The sequence below is a fragment of the Amycolatopsis sp. NPDC031561 genome, from assembly GCF_055580625.1.
Genome location: NZ_JBVILA010000001.1, coordinates 245,385 through 260,476 on the forward strand (window position 1 = coordinate 245,385; position 15,092 = coordinate 260,476).

General features: G+C 68.6%; 16 protein-coding genes. 6 read left to right on the forward strand and 10 right to left on the reverse strand.

All coding sequences use genetic code 11. From position 1 onward, the window contains the following. Positions 1-34: 34 nt before the first annotated feature. The 7 genes from cysS to ACZ5IK_RS01215 form a co-directional block, all read right to left on the reverse strand. The gene (cysS, locus tag ACZ5IK_RS01185) at positions 35-1,426 is read right to left on the reverse strand and encodes a cysteine--tRNA ligase (RefSeq protein WP_465486026.1); all 1,392 of its coding nucleotides are present in this window, start codon (positions 1,424-1,426) and stop codon (positions 35-37) included. A gap of 46 nt (positions 1,427-1,472) precedes the next feature. Next, positions 1,473-2,159 carry an HAD family hydrolase gene (locus tag ACZ5IK_RS01190; RefSeq protein ID WP_465486027.1) on the reverse strand — a complete coding sequence of 229 codons (687 nt, stop codon included), beginning with the start codon at positions 2,157-2,159 and terminating at the stop codon, positions 1,473-1,475. A gap of 106 nt (positions 2,160-2,265) precedes the next feature. Then, positions 2,266-2,661: a PPOX class F420-dependent oxidoreductase gene (locus ACZ5IK_RS01195; RefSeq protein ID WP_465486028.1), complete on the reverse strand. Its 396-nt coding sequence runs from the start codon at positions 2,659-2,661 to the stop codon at positions 2,266-2,268. Between the two features lie 13 nt (positions 2,662-2,674). Then, positions 2,675-3,070: a PPOX class F420-dependent oxidoreductase gene (locus ACZ5IK_RS01200; protein ID WP_465486029.1), complete on the reverse strand. Its 396-nt coding sequence runs from the start codon at positions 3,068-3,070 to the stop codon at positions 2,675-2,677. A 28-nt stretch (positions 3,071-3,098) separates the two neighbouring features. Then, entirely contained in the window at positions 3,099-3,569 is a 471-nt protein-coding gene (gene ispF / locus ACZ5IK_RS01205; RefSeq protein ID WP_037318231.1) for a 2-C-methyl-D-erythritol 2,4-cyclodiphosphate synthase, read from the reverse strand. Further along, entirely contained in the window at positions 3,566-4,216 is a 651-nt protein-coding gene (locus ACZ5IK_RS01210) for an IspD/TarI family cytidylyltransferase (RefSeq protein WP_465486030.1), read from the reverse strand. Before ACZ5IK_RS01210 ends, ispF begins: the two co-directional genes overlap by 4 nt. A gap of 59 nt (positions 4,217-4,275) precedes the next feature. Next, positions 4,276-4,767: a CarD family transcriptional regulator gene (locus ACZ5IK_RS01215; protein WP_005165253.1), complete on the reverse strand. Its 492-nt coding sequence runs from the start codon at positions 4,765-4,767 to the stop codon at positions 4,276-4,278. Positions 4,768-5,064: 297 nt separating this feature from the next. Between ACZ5IK_RS01215 and ACZ5IK_RS01220 the strand changes: the two genes are divergently transcribed. Then, entirely contained in the window at positions 5,065-5,799 is a 735-nt protein-coding gene (locus tag ACZ5IK_RS01220) for a copper chaperone PCu(A)C domain-containing protein (RefSeq protein WP_465486031.1), read from the forward strand. A 142-nt stretch (positions 5,800-5,941) separates the two neighbouring features. After that, positions 5,942-7,300 (forward strand): DNA repair protein RadA, encoded by a 1,359-nt coding sequence (gene radA / locus ACZ5IK_RS01225; protein WP_101611014.1) that lies wholly within the window; start codon positions 5,942-5,944, stop codon positions 7,298-7,300. On the opposite strand, the gene ACZ5IK_RS01230 is transcribed toward radA, so the two are convergent. Then, entirely contained in the window at positions 7,297-8,400 is a 1,104-nt protein-coding gene (locus ACZ5IK_RS01230; protein WP_465486032.1) for a CU044_5270 family protein, read from the reverse strand. The genes radA and ACZ5IK_RS01230 overlap by 4 nt on opposite strands. Before the next feature lie 10 nt (positions 8,401-8,410). Continuing rightward, positions 8,411-9,034, reverse strand: a complete 624-nt coding sequence (locus ACZ5IK_RS01235) for an RNA polymerase sigma factor (RefSeq protein ID WP_465486033.1) — start codon at positions 9,032-9,034, stop codon at positions 8,411-8,413. 158 nt (positions 9,035-9,192) lie between these two features. On the opposite strand from ACZ5IK_RS01235, the gene ACZ5IK_RS01240 reads away from it, so the two are divergent. From ACZ5IK_RS01240 to ACZ5IK_RS01255, 4 genes are all read left to right on the forward strand, one after another. Then, a complete protein-coding gene (locus tag ACZ5IK_RS01240; protein ID WP_101611013.1) occupies positions 9,193-9,852 on the forward strand; it encodes a C39 family peptidase in 660 nt (219 codons plus the stop codon). Between the two features lie 113 nt (positions 9,853-9,965). Continuing rightward, a complete protein-coding gene (locus ACZ5IK_RS01245) occupies positions 9,966-10,922 on the forward strand; it encodes a glycoside hydrolase family 6 protein (RefSeq protein WP_465486034.1) in 957 nt (318 codons plus the stop codon). A gap of 212 nt (positions 10,923-11,134) precedes the next feature. Continuing rightward, a complete protein-coding gene (locus ACZ5IK_RS01250) occupies positions 11,135-12,187 on the forward strand; it encodes a WD40/YVTN/BNR-like repeat-containing protein (RefSeq protein ID WP_465486035.1) in 1,053 nt (350 codons plus the stop codon). Continuing rightward, a complete protein-coding gene (locus tag ACZ5IK_RS01255) occupies positions 12,188-12,460 on the forward strand; it encodes a MoaD/ThiS family protein (protein WP_465486036.1) in 273 nt (90 codons plus the stop codon). Between the two features lie 67 nt (positions 12,461-12,527). Here the strand turns inward: ACZ5IK_RS01255 and otsB are convergent, their stop codons facing one another. Beyond that, positions 12,528-15,056 carry a trehalose-phosphatase gene (otsB, locus tag ACZ5IK_RS01260; RefSeq protein ID WP_465486037.1) on the reverse strand — a complete coding sequence of 843 codons (2,529 nt, stop codon included), beginning with the start codon at positions 15,054-15,056 and terminating at the stop codon, positions 12,528-12,530. Positions 15,057-15,092 lie beyond the last annotated feature (36 nt).

Sequence of the window (15,092 nt, forward strand, 5' to 3'; positions counted from 1 at the left end):
GTGAGAATCCTTGAGCTAGAAAAGCGAGTAAGTGTCAGACTTCCTTGACGGTCCACTGTGGACCGTTCGGGGTGTCTTCCACCACGATGCCCGCCTGCTGGAGGCGGTCACGCGCGGCGTCCGCACGGGCGAAGTCCTTCTCTGCGCGGGCCTGCTGCCGTTCGGTGAGCAGCCCTTCCACGAGGTCGGACAGTGCCTGCCGGGTGGGCGTTTCGTTGCCGCCCGCCTCGGACCAGCGCGCGGAGAGCGGGTCGAGGCCGAGCACGTCGGTCATCGCGCGCACGGAGGCGGCGAATTCGAGTGCCTTGGAAGTGTCGGCCTCGTCGAGGGCGGCGTTACCGTCGCGGACCGTGTTGTGCAGCACTGCGAACGCCTGCGGGGTGGCCAGGTCGTCGTCGAGCGCGGCGGCGAACTCCTGGGGGACCTCGCCGAGGTGGACGTCACCGGCGATGCCGGCGGTACGCCGGAGGAACTGCTCGATCCTCCGGTAACCCTGGGCGGCTTCGGTGAGCGCGCCGTCGGAGTACTCGATCGTCGACCGGTAATGCGGCTGGATCAGGTAGTACCGCAGTTCGGGCGCCCGGTAGTTCTTGATCATCTCCGGGATCGACACCGTGTTGCCCAGCGACTTCGACATCTTTTCGCCGGACATGGTCACCCAGGCGTTGTGCAGCCAGAACCGCGCGAACGGGTCGCCCGCCGCGTTGGACTGGGCGCGTTCGTTCTCGTGGTGCGGGAAGACCAGGTCGATGCCGCCGCCGTGGATGTCGAACTCGGGGCCGAGGTACGTCGTCGCCATCGCCGAGCACTCGAGGTGCCAGCCGGGACGGCCGTCACCCCACGGCGTCGGCCACGACGGTTCGCCCGGCTTCGAGGCCTTCCACAGGGTGAAGTCGCGCGGGTCGCGCTTGCCCTCGCCGAGACTCTCGCCCTGCTGGACCTCGTCGGGCTTCTGGCCGGACAGGTCGCCGTAGCCGTCGAACGCCTTGACCGAGAAGTACACGTCGCCGCCGGAGGCGTAGGCGTGCCCGCCGTCGATCAGCCGCTGCATCAGCTCGACCATCTGCGTGACGTGCCCCGTCGCCCGAGGGGAGATCGAAGCGGGCAGGCAGCCCAGCGACTCGTACGCCGTCTCGAAGGCGCGCTCGTGCGTGGCGGCCCACTCCCACCAGGGGCGACCCGCTCCGGCGGCCTTGGTGAGGATCTTGTCGTCGATGTCGGTGACGTTGCGGACCATCAGCACATCGAGTCCACTGTGGACGAGCCAGCGACGCAGGACGTCGTAGTTCAGCGCGCCGCGGACGTGGCCGATGTGGGGGATGCCCTGCACGGTGGCACCACACACGTACATGGACGCCGTTCCGCTACGGGCGGGATGGAACTCCCGCACGCTCCGGGTCGCGGTGTCATAGAGGTGTAGTGCCACCCTAAAAGGGTACGGGGTCCGCGTGAGCGGCGTCGCAGTGACCGTATTACAGCACGTTATGGGTGCGCATGACACCAAGTAGGGCGTCCGGCCGCTCGGTCGTCGGCAGCGGCTCTACCAGCGCGAACGCGCAGCCGATCTCGCGTGCGGCGCCGTCGGCCTCCTCGCTGTCGCCCACCATCAGCGTCTCCGCGGGGTCGACACCGAGCCGCTCGATGGCCGTCCGGAAGATCTCCGGCTCCGGCTTCACGGCCCCGACCTCGAAGGACAGGATGAACTCGTCGACGAAGGCGTCCCAGCCGCGGCGGCTGAAGGCGGGCCGGATGTCGAAGGCGATGTTGCTCAGGACCCCGACCTTGACGTCCTTGCCCGCGACGCCCTTGAGCACGGCCTCGGTGTCCGGGTACGGCGTCCACTGGGTGGGATCGATCAGCCGGGTGTAGAGCGCGACGGCCTGGTCGGCGTGCGGGACCCCGGACTGCTTGAGGACCTCGAGGTACACCTTCCGGTGCAGCACCGGGTCGCGGTCGCGGTGGTGCCAGGCGTGCAGGTGCTCCTCGTCGAGGTCGACGACCTGGCCGACCGGCGCGGTCATCCGGCGCATCAGTTCGGTCTGGGCCTCGAGGTCGAGGTTTTCGCCCTCGTGATCGGTGAGGTCGGCGAGCCAGGTCTCATCCTGCTCGAGCCGGAAGACCGTGCCGGAGAAGTCGAACAACACAGCGCGATAGGTCACGAACCCCACCCTAGCCACGATCGTGGGGTCTTCGCCGCTCCCCGCGTGTGACATGAAGGGGACTTTCATTGCGAATTCTGCAATGAAAGTCCCCTTCATTGCACCGTCAGGCGGCGTTACCGGTGATCTTGGTGGGCGTGATCCGGACCAGCACGCGGACGACGTCCGCCGGCTCCTCCGGGTAGTCCTTGCCGAGGTACTTGTGCGAGAGCTCGTTGATCAGCTCGCGCCCGCCCTCGTCGGTCATCTCCACGGTGCCGCGGATCTCGACGTAGTTGTACGGGTTCTCCTGGTCGAACACCGACACGGACACCCGCGGGTCCCTGGCCATGTTCCGCTCCTTGAGACGGCCGCGGACGGTCGCGAAGACCACCGTGTCGCCGTCCCGCTTCGCCCACAGCACGGACGTCTGCGCGGAGCCGTCGGCGTTGAGGGTCGCGAGGACCGGGAAGTTGTTGCCGTCGAGGAGTTTCTTGGTCTCATCGTTGAAAGTCACACCCATGGCGAGAGCCTAATCAACGAACGTTCCCGGCGATCCGGTCGACTCGCAGCCGGACGATCACCCGTTCGACCTCCGGGCCTTCCGGCGGCGGGTCCTGGCCGAGGTACTTGTGGCTCAGCGCCTTCGGCAGCGTCTTCCCGGGGTCCGGCGTGATCGTGACCGTGCCCCGCAGTTGCGTGTGCCGGTACGGGTTCTCCGCGTCGGTGATCGACACGCTCGCGCGAGGGTCGCGTCGGAGGTTCCGCACCTTCAGCCTGTCTTCGGTGGCGCTGAAGACCAGATCGCCGTCGTCGAGGCCCACCCAGATGACCGAGGTCTGCGGTCCGCCGTCGGCGTCCAGCGTGGCCACGGTCGCGAAGTTCTTGCCGTCCACCAGTTCTCGGACCGGTTCGGGAAGTGTGACTGCCATGACTGCCCGAACCGGCTCCTGGCGCGGGCTATTCCTGCGAGGGCAGGAGCAACGCCGTCGCGAACGCCGCGATGCCTTCGCCGCGACCGGTCAGGCCGAGCCCGTCGGTCGTCGTCCCGGAGACGCTCACCGGCCCGCCGACGGCCTCGCTCAGCACCTTCTGCGCCTCTTCGCGGCGCTTCCCGACACGCGGTGCGTTGCCGACGATCTGGACGGTCGCGTTCCCGACGGTCCAGCCGCCCGCCTCGACCAGGCGCCGCGCCTCGGCGAGGAACTCGACGCCGTGCTTGCCCGCCCACTTCGGATCACCGGTGCCGAACACCGCGCCGAGATCACCCAGTCCGGCCGCGGACAGCAGCGCGTCGCACAACGCGTGCGCGGCGACGTCGCCGTCGGAATGCCCAGCGCAGCCGTCGACGCCGGGCCAGAGGAGACCGGCGATCCAGCATTCGCGGCCTGCCTCGATGGGGTGGACGTCAACGCCGTTGCCGATCCTCAAAGCACATCCTCTTCTTCTCCGGCCACGGCGATCGCCTCGGCCAGTTTCAGTTCGAACGAAGTGGTGACGCGCATCGCATCGGGATGCCCGGCGACGGTGTGCGCGCCGTCGAGAGACGGTTTGTCGACATACGAGAGAAAAGTCTCACGAGTGAAGCCGAGCGGGGTTTGCGCCGTACGCAGGTGTGCGCGGTCTTCGGTGCCCGTGATCACCTTCGCCGCGTCGGTCACCTTCACGGTGTCCGCCATCGGAAGTACGGGAACCACGAAAGAGAAGCCCGCACGGACCGCGTCCGCGACGGTACGGACCGTGTCCGCGGGGGTGAATGCGCGCAACGCGTCATGCACGAGGAAAACGGGATTCCCGGCGATCTCTTTTTCGACGGTGTCGAAAGCATGTTTGAGCGAGGATCCGGGTACTATCCGGCAACGCTCTTCCAAGCCGGTCAGCGCGGCCGAAAACAAATGAGCACACCGCTCGGGGGCCGCCACGACCACCAGATCGAGATCCGGCAGCGCGAGCAGCCCCCGCACAGTGTGCGTGAGTAGAGCTTCACCATTGACCGGCGCGAGAGCGAGCTCCGCGTCGGAGGCATGGTGTGGAACGGCAGTGACGAACACGATTGTGCTCATATGGACGGTGCTCATATGTGCGCGATCGTAGAGGTATCCCCCGCAGCCTCACCTGGCGTGGGACACCCGCCGGTTCAGACTGCCGCGGTTTCCAGAACTTCGTCGAGGAGGACTTCAGCCTTGTCCTCGTCGGTGCCCTCCGCGAGCGCCAGCTCGCTGACCAGAATTTGCCGCGCCTTCGCCAGCATGCGCTTCTCGCCGGCTGAAAGTCCGCGGTCCTTCTCTCGTCGCCAGAGGTCGCGCACCACTTCGGCCACCTTGTTCACATCGCCGGAGGCGAGCTTCTCGAGGTTGGCCTTGTACCGACGAGACCAGTTAGTGGGCTCTTCGGTGTGCGGAGCACGCAGAACGTCGAAAACCTTGTCCAGTCCTTCTTGCCCGACGACATCACGAACACCGACGATCTCGGCGTTGTCAGCGGGCACGCGAACCGTAAGATCCCCTTGCGCGACTTTGAGGACGAGGTACTTCTTCTCCTCGCCCTTGATCACGCGGGTCTCGATGGCTTCGATGAGTGCGGCACCGTGGTGCGGGTAGACGACGGTCTCTCCGACCTTGAAAACCATGTGTCCTCTGCCCCTTTCGCTGAATTCATCTTAGCACGTGCCGACGAGGCCCACCTAGCGGCCTGCGATCGTCGTCGCAGGTCAGCGGCCTGACGATGGTCCGCCCAGGGGTTGACAAACCCAATTCGCCCATGCTCATGCAGGTGAGAAGCGAACGATTTCCAAATCCTTTGTGGACGGTTGATCTTGGGCACGTCACCGCATTGGTGGCGTGTCAACACGCACCGGGTTCTCCGGCCGCGAAGTCGCCCGGCTAGTCTTCGCGGTGAAGAGGCCGTGAGATGGAAGGACTCCGACGTGAGGCTGCAGAATCGTCGCGTGTTCGGCGCAGGTGTGCTGGCGCTCGGCGCCGCGCTCGTGCTCGCCGGCTGCGGTGCCGGTCAGATCACCCAGACCGACTCGCAGCAGCCCGCGGTCAACGGGACGTACGCGCAGGCCAAGGACCTGGTGCTGCGGAACGCCGCGCTGCAGTTCCCGGCCGAGGGGCAGGCGTACCCGGCGGGTGCCGCCGTGCCGCTGACGCTGACCATCGTGAACCAGGGCAAGCTGGACGACGAGCTCGTCTCGGTCTCCTCCGAAGCCACCACCGGTGACGCCAAGATCTCCGGCGCCAAGGCCGTCGTCGCGAGCCACGCGCTCGTGATCGGCCCGTCCGACGCGGTCGAGTCGACCAAGGAGGTCGCTCCGACGAGCGCCCCCTCCTCGGCGCCGTCGTCTTCGGGCGCCCCGTCGTCCTCCGGTGCCCCGTCCTCCTCGGGTGCCCCGTCGAGCAGCGAGTCCGGCGCCCCGTCGTCGAGCGTCGCCGGGACGGTCACGCCGTCCGTGGGCCCGGAGCAGCCCACCGAGGTCGGCAAGGCCACGGTCGTGCTGCAGGGCCTGAAGCAGCCGCTGTGGGCGGGCCAGACGATCAAGGTCACCTTCGTCTTCAAGAACTCCGGTTCGGTCACGCTGGACCTGCCGGTCGCGGCGCCGTCGCACCCGGGTAGCCGGGAGCCCGCGCCGGAGAAGGAAGCCAAGTCCGGCGGCCACTAAGTCTTAAAGAGAGCTGAAGGGGCCCTTCACCGCATCACACGCGGCGAAGGGCCCCTTCGCTGCATCTGATGCGGGGAAAGTCCCCTTCAGCCCCCGGCCCGTGCTGCCCGGGTTTGTCGGTGGTGGCGGCTAGCCTCGCGGAGTGGTCAAGAAAGGCAGCACCTACCGCTGCGGTGAATGCGGGTACGAGGCACCGAAGTGGGTCGGGCGCTGCCCGGAGTGCCAGGCATGGGGAACGCTCGAGGAACGCGGCGACGCCCGCCCGGCGATAGCCAGGGTCGCGGCGGGCGCGCCCAGCGCCCCGGCCCGCCCGATCGGCGAGGTCGACGTCGAAACGGCTCGTGCCAAGCCCACCGGCGTCTCCGAACTGGACCGCGTGCTCGGCGGCGGGTTCGTGCCGGGCGCGGTCATCCTGCTCGCCGGGGAGCCCGGCGTCGGCAAGTCGACCCTCCTGCTGGAGGTCGCCTATCAATGGGCGGCCACCGCGGGCCGCGCGCTGTACGTCACCGGCGAGGAGTCGGCGGGGCAGGTGCGCCTGCGTGCCGAGCGCACCGGCAACGTCCACGACGAGATGTTCCTCGCGGCCGAGAGCGATCTCTCCGCGATCCTCGGCCACGTCGACGCGGTCAAGCCGGGTGTCCTGATCGTCGACTCGGTCCAGACCATGGCCTCGCCACAGGTGGAGGGCGCGCCGGGCGGGGTCACCCAGGTCCGCGCGGTCACCGCCGGGCTGGTCGCGCTGGCCAAGGAACGCGGACTGCCGATCGTGCTGGTCGGTCACGTCACGAAGGACGGCTCGGTCGCCGGGCCGCGGGTGCTGGAGCACCTGGTCGACGTCGTCCTGCAGTTCGAGGGCGACAAGCATTCGACGTTGCGGATGCTGCGCGGGATCAAGAACCGCTTCGGCGCCGCGGACGAGATCGGCTGCTTCGAACTGGTCGAGGAAGGCATCGTGGGCGTGCCCGACCCGTCGGGCCTGTTCCTGAGCCACACCTCCGAGCCGGTCGCGGGCACCGCCGTCACGGTGACCATGGAGGGCAAACGGCCGCTGCTGGGCGAGGTGCAGGCGCTGGTGTCGGCGACACAGGCCCCGCAGCCCCGCCGCGCGGTGAGCGGTCTCGATTCGGCACGCGTCGCGATGGTGCTGGCCGTGGTGGAGAAGCGGGCGGGACTCAAGGTCGGCGACAAGGACGTCTACGTCGCGACGGTCGGCGGGATGAAGATCACCGAGCCCGGGATCGACCTGGCGGTGGTGCTGGCCCTGATCTCGTCGGCGACGGACACCCCGCTCTCGCCCAAGCTCGTCGCGATGGGCGAGGTCGGGCTGTCGGGTGAGGTCCGGCGGGTGCCGAGCGTCGGGCGGCGGCTCGCGGAGGCCGCCCGGCTCGGCTTCACCTACGCGCTGGTGCCGCCGGACTCCGGCAAGATGCCGCCGGGTATCCGGGTGCTGGAGGTGGGAGACGTCGGAAGCGCGCTCAACGCCGCCAAACACGCCCGCTAGGGGCCATCGCGGTCGGTGATCTGCGTCGTCACCGTCGTCTCGTGTATCGACAGCCCCGGAAGGTCGGAATCGGACCGGTTCCGCGCGGTGCTGTAGCCCGCGACGTGCGCCGTCGCCAGGTCCACGACGAACGTCTTGACCCGGTCCGCGTCCCGGACGGAGAACGAGACGGCCGGACGCTTGTCGGGAGTGGCCGCGTTCGTCTCGAGCGTGACGCCCGGGGCGTTCGCGAGCGCTTTGCACAGTGCCACCCGGAGGTCGCTGTAGCCGTGCGCCGAACGCAGGACGCTGAGGGCCATGTCGTACATCGCGGGTGCCGTGTTCTCCGAGCCGTCCTTGCTGTCGTGGCGCAGCCGTTCGAGCAGCTTCGCCGGATCGGTGGGCAGCCCTTCGAGGAATTCCTTGCTCAGCAGCATCCAGTCGCTTCGCACAGGTCCGTCCCGCTGGGTCGAGACGGGTCCGTCCGGCGGCGGGCTCGTCGTGGTCGTCCCGGACTCAGGTGTCCCCGTCGGCCGCGGCCCCGAGCCTTCCCATCCGGTGGAGACCGTCGCGCCGGGGATCGACTCGCCTTGTGCCTTCGCCGTCTCGTAGTCGCCTTTGATCCAGCGGATTTCGCCGGTGGTGGTGAACCGCGTCCGATGCCGGGTGGACCGGTCCGAAGGCAGCCACCGCTCGACGATCTCGTGTGTCTGGTAGATCACCGTGCTCTTCCTGCCGACCCGCGTCGTCCAAGTCGACTCCGTGGAGAGCCAGTACTGCTTATCGGTCAGAGGGAGGTCGGAGCCGCGCAGGTCCTTCAGGGGGCCCGTGTCCGGGGGGAGGGCCGAGTGGGCCGCGGGGGCCTGGCCGTCCTCGCCGACGAAGGCGTTCGTCGCCACGATCCCTCCACCGGACACCAGCGCCGCCGCGGCCGCGGCCGCGATCCAGCGCCACGAGCCCGGTCGTTTTTTCGCCGGGGGCGGCGCTGTTTCGGGGAGCGGGTCGGCCTCGCCCGCGGCGCGCAGGAGTGAAGCCCTGGCGCGGGCCAGTTCGTCCTGACGGACGTCCGGTTCGGAGTGGAGATCGGCCAGCGCCTTGTCGAGTTCGGCGTCGGACCACACCTTCCTGATGTTATCGCCGTGCACTTTCGCCGTCCTCCTTTGTGGACGCTGAATTGATCTCCGGTGCGTTGGCGCGCAACCATCTTCGGATCCGGTGCAGCCGGGATCTGACCGTTCCCGCGGGAATGCCCAGCGCCTCGGCGGCCTCGCCGGGGTCCAGACCCGCCCAGGAGACCAGGAGCAGGGTGTCGCGGTCCGCGACGCTCAGTTCGGCCAGCGCGCCCGCCAGCTGGGCCGCGCGGGTCTGCGCGTCGACCCGCTCCGCGACGCGGCCGTCGTGTCCCGTCGAGACCAGGGGGTCGGCGGACGCGAGCCGGGCCGTCGCGGCGAGCGCGCGGGTCTCGGTGCGGACGTGGTGCCGGAGCAGGTTCGTCGCGATGCCGTAGAGCCACGCCCGTGCCGTCCCGGCCTCCGGGCGATACGTCTCTCGCCGCCGGAGCGCCACAAGGAACGTCTCGGCGACGAGGTCGTGCGCGGTTTCGGTGCCGACACGACGGGCGAGGTAGCGCTGCAACGGAGCCGCGTGAGCGTCGAAGAGCATGCCGAAGACGGGTGCCGGGTCGGGACCACCGAGATCCGGCCTGTCCAGCCCTCGCGAGCCCGTCTGCTCGTGATCGTTTTTCATCACCTGCACGATCGCTCTTGCCCGATGGCCCCTCGAGCGTTCATTCGATCCTACTTTCGTCGTGGGCCGTTCGGGGAAAGCGCAGGTGGAGGTCAAGACAAAAGCCACCGCAGGGGCGATCCTGTTCACTATTCACCGATAAAAAGTGAAACTGGGGAAGGATTACCATGCGCAGACTCAAGTCCGCGGTAGTCGCCGCGCTCGCGGTGTCCGCACTGATCACCGCGCCGGCCGTGGCCGTCGCCCAAGAGAAGTCCACCGATCCCGGCTTCGTGAACTCGATGGCGCCGCCCGCCAAGGTCGAGGGCGTCAAGGCGGCCGCCGAACTCAACATCCAGTACCAGATCCAGGAGACCGGCTACTGGTGCGGCCCGGCCGCCACCCGGATCGCCATCTCGGCCAAGAACGGCAACCCGCCGAGCCAGCAGCAGCTCGCCAACGAGCTCCCGACCAGCACCAACGGCACCGACTGGATCGGCCAGGTCACCCGCGTCCTCAACAACCACGTCGCGGGCGGCTGGTACGAGACCAAGGAGATGCCGAACGACCCGCCGACCCAGGCGCAGCGCGACCTCCTGTGGCGCGACATCGTGCTGGACGTCGACAAGGGCTACGCGCTCGTCGCGAACATCGTCGCCCCGGCGAACAACCACCCGCCGGGCTACCCGAACTACACGATCTACCACTACTTCACGATCATCGGCTACAACAGCGACAACATGACGGTGAAGATCGCCGACCCGGCCAACTTCGGCGGCAACCAGATCTACTGGCTCACCTTCAACCAGCTCGCCACCCTGATCCCGCCGAAGGGCTACTCGGCCTGACCCCCTCTCGCGTTTCGTCCTCTCGACGCGGTCCTTGCGCTTGCAAGTACCGCAAGTAGAGGACGAAACGCGGGTTGTACGAATCTTGTACGCGAGGGTTCGAAGATCGAGATATGCGCATCAAGACGCTCGGTCTGCTGGCCGCCTCAATGCTGGCCCTCATCGCCGCGCCGGCCCAGGCCGCCGACGGCAACCCCCTTGAGAAGACCAACGGCTTCTACGTCGACCCGAACTCCAACCCCGCCGTCTGGGTGAAGGACCACCCCGGCAGCACCGCCGACAAGATCAAGGCCGCCATCTCCACCAAGGCGGGCGCGCGGTGGTTCGGCAACTGGAGCGGCGACGTCAAGAAGGCCGTCGACGGCTACACCTACGCCGCCGACGTGGCGGACAAGCTGCCGATCCTGGTCGCCTACAACATCCCCGGCCGCGACTGCGGCGGGCACTCCGGTGGCGGCGCGGGCAGCCCCGCGGCGTACCGGACCTGGATCTCGAACTTCGCCGACGGCATCGGCGGCAAGCCCGCCGTCGTCATCATCGAGCCGGACGCCCTCGCGCAGGTCGACTGCCTGCCCGCCGGTGAGCGCCAGACCCGCCTCGACCTGCTCAAGTACGCCGCCGAGCAGTTCGCCGCGAAGGCCCCGAACACCTGGGCCTACATGGACGGCGGCAACTCGACCTGGATCCCCGCCGCCACCATGGCCGACCGGCTCAACGCAGTCGGCGTGAAGTCGATCCGCGGTCTCGCGATCAACGTGTCGAACTACAAGACCACCACCGACTCGGCCAACTACGGCCGAAGTGTCAGCGCCGCGCTGTCGAGCAAGTACGGCTACACCAAGCCGTTCGTGATCGACACGAGCCGCAACGGCAACGGCCCCAAGGGCGCCGAGTGGTGCAACCCGGCCGGGCGCAAGCTCGGGACGCCCTCGCAGACCGGCGGCGGCGCCGAGATGCTGCTCTGGGTCAAGGTGCCCGGTGACTCCGACGGCAAGTGCGGGATCGCGCCGAACGTCGAAGCCGGACAGTTCAGCTCCGATCTGGCGCTGCGCCTGATCAGCGGAACCTGACCCGCCCCGAACCCGTCGCGCCGGCTGTTCGTCTGTGACCTTCGTTCTCCCGAGAAGGCGAAGGCCACGACCCCTTGGACTGCAGCCGGCGCGACGACTCCAACCACGCGTGAAGGCCCCCTTCCCTCGGCTCAGCCGAGGGAAGGGGGCCTTCACGCGCTTCGGTAGTACGGTGACCTCAGTCACACCATCGGACCGAGGAGGACGGCGTCGTGGAGTTCCAGCTGGCGATCGGGACCAGGAAGGGGTTGTTCCTCGCCCGCGGTGAGGACAGGGAGAACTGGGAACTCTCCACGCCGAAGTTCCCGATGGAGGCCGTCCGGGCGGTCGCGCTGACCCCGTCCAAGGTCTACGCCGCCGCGGTCAACGAGCATTTCGGACCGACGATCGCGACGTCCGAGGACTTCGGCGAGACCTGGACCGAGCCGGACCACGCGCCGGTGGACTTCCCCGCCGACACCGGGACCGCGCTCGAAGGCATCTGGCAGATCGTGGTCTCGGGTGACGTCGTCTACGCCGGCGCCGAGCCGTCCGCGCTGTTCCGCTCCGAGGACGGCGGCGAGACCTTCGAACTCGTGCGCGGGCTGTGGGACCACGAGCACCGTCCACACTGGACTCCCGGCGGTGGCGGCCAGATGATCCACACGATCCTGCCGCATCCGGCGGATCCCGGGCGGATCACCGTCGCCATGTCGACGGGCGGTGTCTATCGCACCGAGGACGGCGGCAAGAGCTGGACGGCGTCGAACCGCGGGATCAGCGCGGGCTTCCTGCCGGACGAGGAGCCCGAGTTCGGGCAGTGCGTGCACAAGGTCGCGATGCATCCGTCCCGCCCCGAACGGTTCTACCTGCAGAATCACGGCGGCGTCTACCGCAGCGACGACGACACGAGGACCTGGAAGTCCATCGCCGGCGGCCTGCCGAACGACTTCGGGTTCGCCATGGTCGTCCATCCGGCCGAACCGGACACCGTCTACAACTTCCCTTTGGTGGCGGACGTTCTCCGTTTCCCGCCGGACGGCCGCTGTCGCGTCTACCGCAGCGAGGACGCGGGCGAGACCTGGACCGGGCTCGGAAACGGCTTGCCGGACAAGGACTTCTACGCCGGTGTGCTCCGGGACGGAATGTGCGTCGATCAAGAGGCGGGGATCTACTTCGGCACGCGGTCCGGCGAGGTGTGGGCCAGTCCCGACGAAGGCGATACCTGGCATCAGGTGGCCGCACATCTTCCGGACGTGTTGTGCGTACGGGCCCAGGTGGTCTAGGTGGTCCGGGTCCTGCTGCCCGCGATGCTGCGGCCGCTCGCGGGCGGAGCGGGGACGTTCGAGGTCGACGCCCCGACGCTCGACGCCGTACTCGACTCGCTCGGTGCCGAGTTCCCCGCGCTGGAACGCCGTCTGCGTAACGAAACCGGGGTGCTGCGGCGCTATGTGAACTTCTACGTGGACGGTGAGGAGTGCCGTCGGCTCGACGGCGCGAAGACCTCGCTCGCCGGGGCGGAAGAGGTCCAGATCATCCCGTCGGTCGCGGGCGGCTGAGTGTCAGGAAAGGGGCTTTCAGGACGAAATTCGTCCTGAAAGCCCCTTTCATGACATGGGGTTCGCGCTACTGGGAAAGCAGGTTCGCGCAGCGGATCAGCCCGATGTGCGAGTACGCCTGCGGGTGGTTGCCCAGCGAGCGCTCCGCGATCGGGTCGAACTGCTCGGGCAGCAGGCCGGTCGGGCCCGCGGCGTCGACGATCTGCGTGAACAGTTCCTCGGCCTCGGTGCGCCGCCCGGTGAGCAGGTACGCCTCGATGAGCCAAGCCGCGCAGATGTGGAAACCGCCCTCGCCGCCGGGAAGGCCGTCGTCGCGGCGGTACCGGTACACAGTGGACCCGCTGCGCAGTTCCGCCTCGATCGCGGTCACCGTGGACTGGAACCGCGGGTCGGCCGGATCGATCAGCCCGGTCAGCCCGACGAACAGCGACGCGGCGTCGAGATCCGTTCCGTCATACGCGGTGGTGAAGGCCTGGACCTCTTCGTTCCAGCCCTTGTCCAGCACGTCGGCGGCGATCTCGTCGCGCAGCGAAGGCCACGCGCCCGGCACCTGACGGCCGTAGACCTCGCCCAGCTTGATCGCCCTGTCGATGGTCACCCAGCACATCACCCGCGAGTACACCCGGTGGCGCGGCACGTGCCGCTCCTCCCAGATGCCGTGGTCCGGCTCGTTCCAGCGCCGCGTGACGGCCTCGGCCATCGCGCGCACCATCTGCCAGTCTTCGTCGCGCAGTTCACCGCGCGCCGCCGCCAGTGTCTGCACGAGTTCGACGACCGGGCCGAAGACGTCCAGCTGCACCTGGTGGTTCGCCAGGTTGCCGACGCGAACCGGCCGCGAACCGGCGTATCCGGGCAGCGACTCGATGACCGCTTCGGCACCGATCACGCTGCCCGCCAAGGTGTACAGCGGGTGCAGCCGTTCCGGACCGGCCAAAGTGGACAGTACGCCGTGCAGCCAGCGGAGATAGCCTTCGGCCTCCTCGGTCGAGCCGAGGTGGACCAGTTCGCGCACGGTCATGGCCGCGTCGCGGATCCAGCAGTACCGGTAGTCCCAGTTGCGGACGCCGCCGATCTCCTCCGGCAGCGACGACGTCGCCGCCGCGAGCACGCCGCCGGTGTCGGTGTTGACCAGCCCGCGCAACGTCAGCGCCGAGCGGCCGACGAGGTCGGTCTGGACGCTGGGCAGCTTGAGCGTTTGCGCCCAGGTGCTCCAGTAGTCGCCCGCGCGGGACCGTCGCTCTACTTCGGACAGTTCGTGCGCGGCGAGATCCGAGGTGCCGCAACGGAGTTCGAGCACCACCGGGTTCTCCGGTGACGGGGTGACGAGCGCGGTCGCGGTGTCGTTCATGCCGTCGGAGGTGATCTCCCACTCCACGCCGGGCGAACGCAGCGCGAACGGCTCCGAGGTGCCCTGCACCAGGATCCCGTCGCCGTTGGCGACCAGTTTCACCGGCACGCCACCGAATTCGGGCCGGGGCGCGAACACGATCTCCGCCGACGTCTCACCCGAGATCACCCGGACGAGATCCGTGCGGTGCGCGGGGCTCTCCGGCTCGATGTAGTCGGTGACGAGCAGCCGGGACCAGCGGGTCTCGACCGTCATCGTGTTCGGCAGGTAGCGCTGCCCGAGCGGCAGGCCGTTGCGGTGCGGCTTGATCGAGAAGTGCCCCGCGCCGGCGCCGCCGAGCAGGTCCGCGAACACCGCGGGCGCGTCGGGGCCGGGGTGACAAAGCCAGGTCAGCCGGGCGTCCGGCGTGACCAGCGCGACCGAACGTTCGTTGGCCAGCATGGAAAGCCGCTCGATCGGCGGCGCCTGCTCGCCGTAGAGCCAGTTGCGGCGCTCTTCGAGCAGGAAGGCGAGCGCCATCGCGACGTCGACGGTGTCCGGGACCCGGTACTGCGCGAGGCTTTCGCCCTCGCCGACCTTCACACCGAGGTCCGGGCCGGAGATCCGGGCGAACGCCTTCTCGTCGGTGACGTCGTCGCCGAGGAAGATCGCCGCCGTCGCGCCGACCTGGTGGCGCAGGGTGTCCAGCGCGCGGCCCTTGTCCGTCTGGACGACCGCGAGCTCGACGACCTCCTTGCCGTCGGTGGTGGACACGCCCTCCCACTGGGAAGGTCCATTGTGGACATCGCGAAGGACGCGGCGGCCCGCCTCGTGCTCGGCGCGGCGGACGTGCACCGCGATGCTCGCGGGCTTGACCTCGAGTGAGACACCCGGCACGTCGAGCACCAGGTTCTCCAGCTCGGCTTCAAGCCGTCTGTGGAGCTCGCGGGCCTTTTCGTCGAGCGCGTGGATGAAGCCGATGTCGAACTCGGACCCGTGACTGCCGACCAGGTTCACCTCGGCGGGAAGACGGGACAGGGTGGCGAGATCGCGCAACGCGCGGCCGGAGATGACCGCGGTGGTCGTCTCGTGCAGGCCGGCCAGCGACCTGAGCGCACCCACCGATTCGGGCAGCGGACGGGCTTCGTCCGGGTTGGCCGTGATCGGGGCCAGCGTGCCGTCGTAGTCGCAGGCGACCAGCAGCCGCGGGGTACGCGCGACCTGGACAATCGCGCGCCGCAGCTCGGCGGGCAGTGCCTCGGCGGTCAACGATTTCTCCTCGGGAACTATGCGGGGTATGGGGGA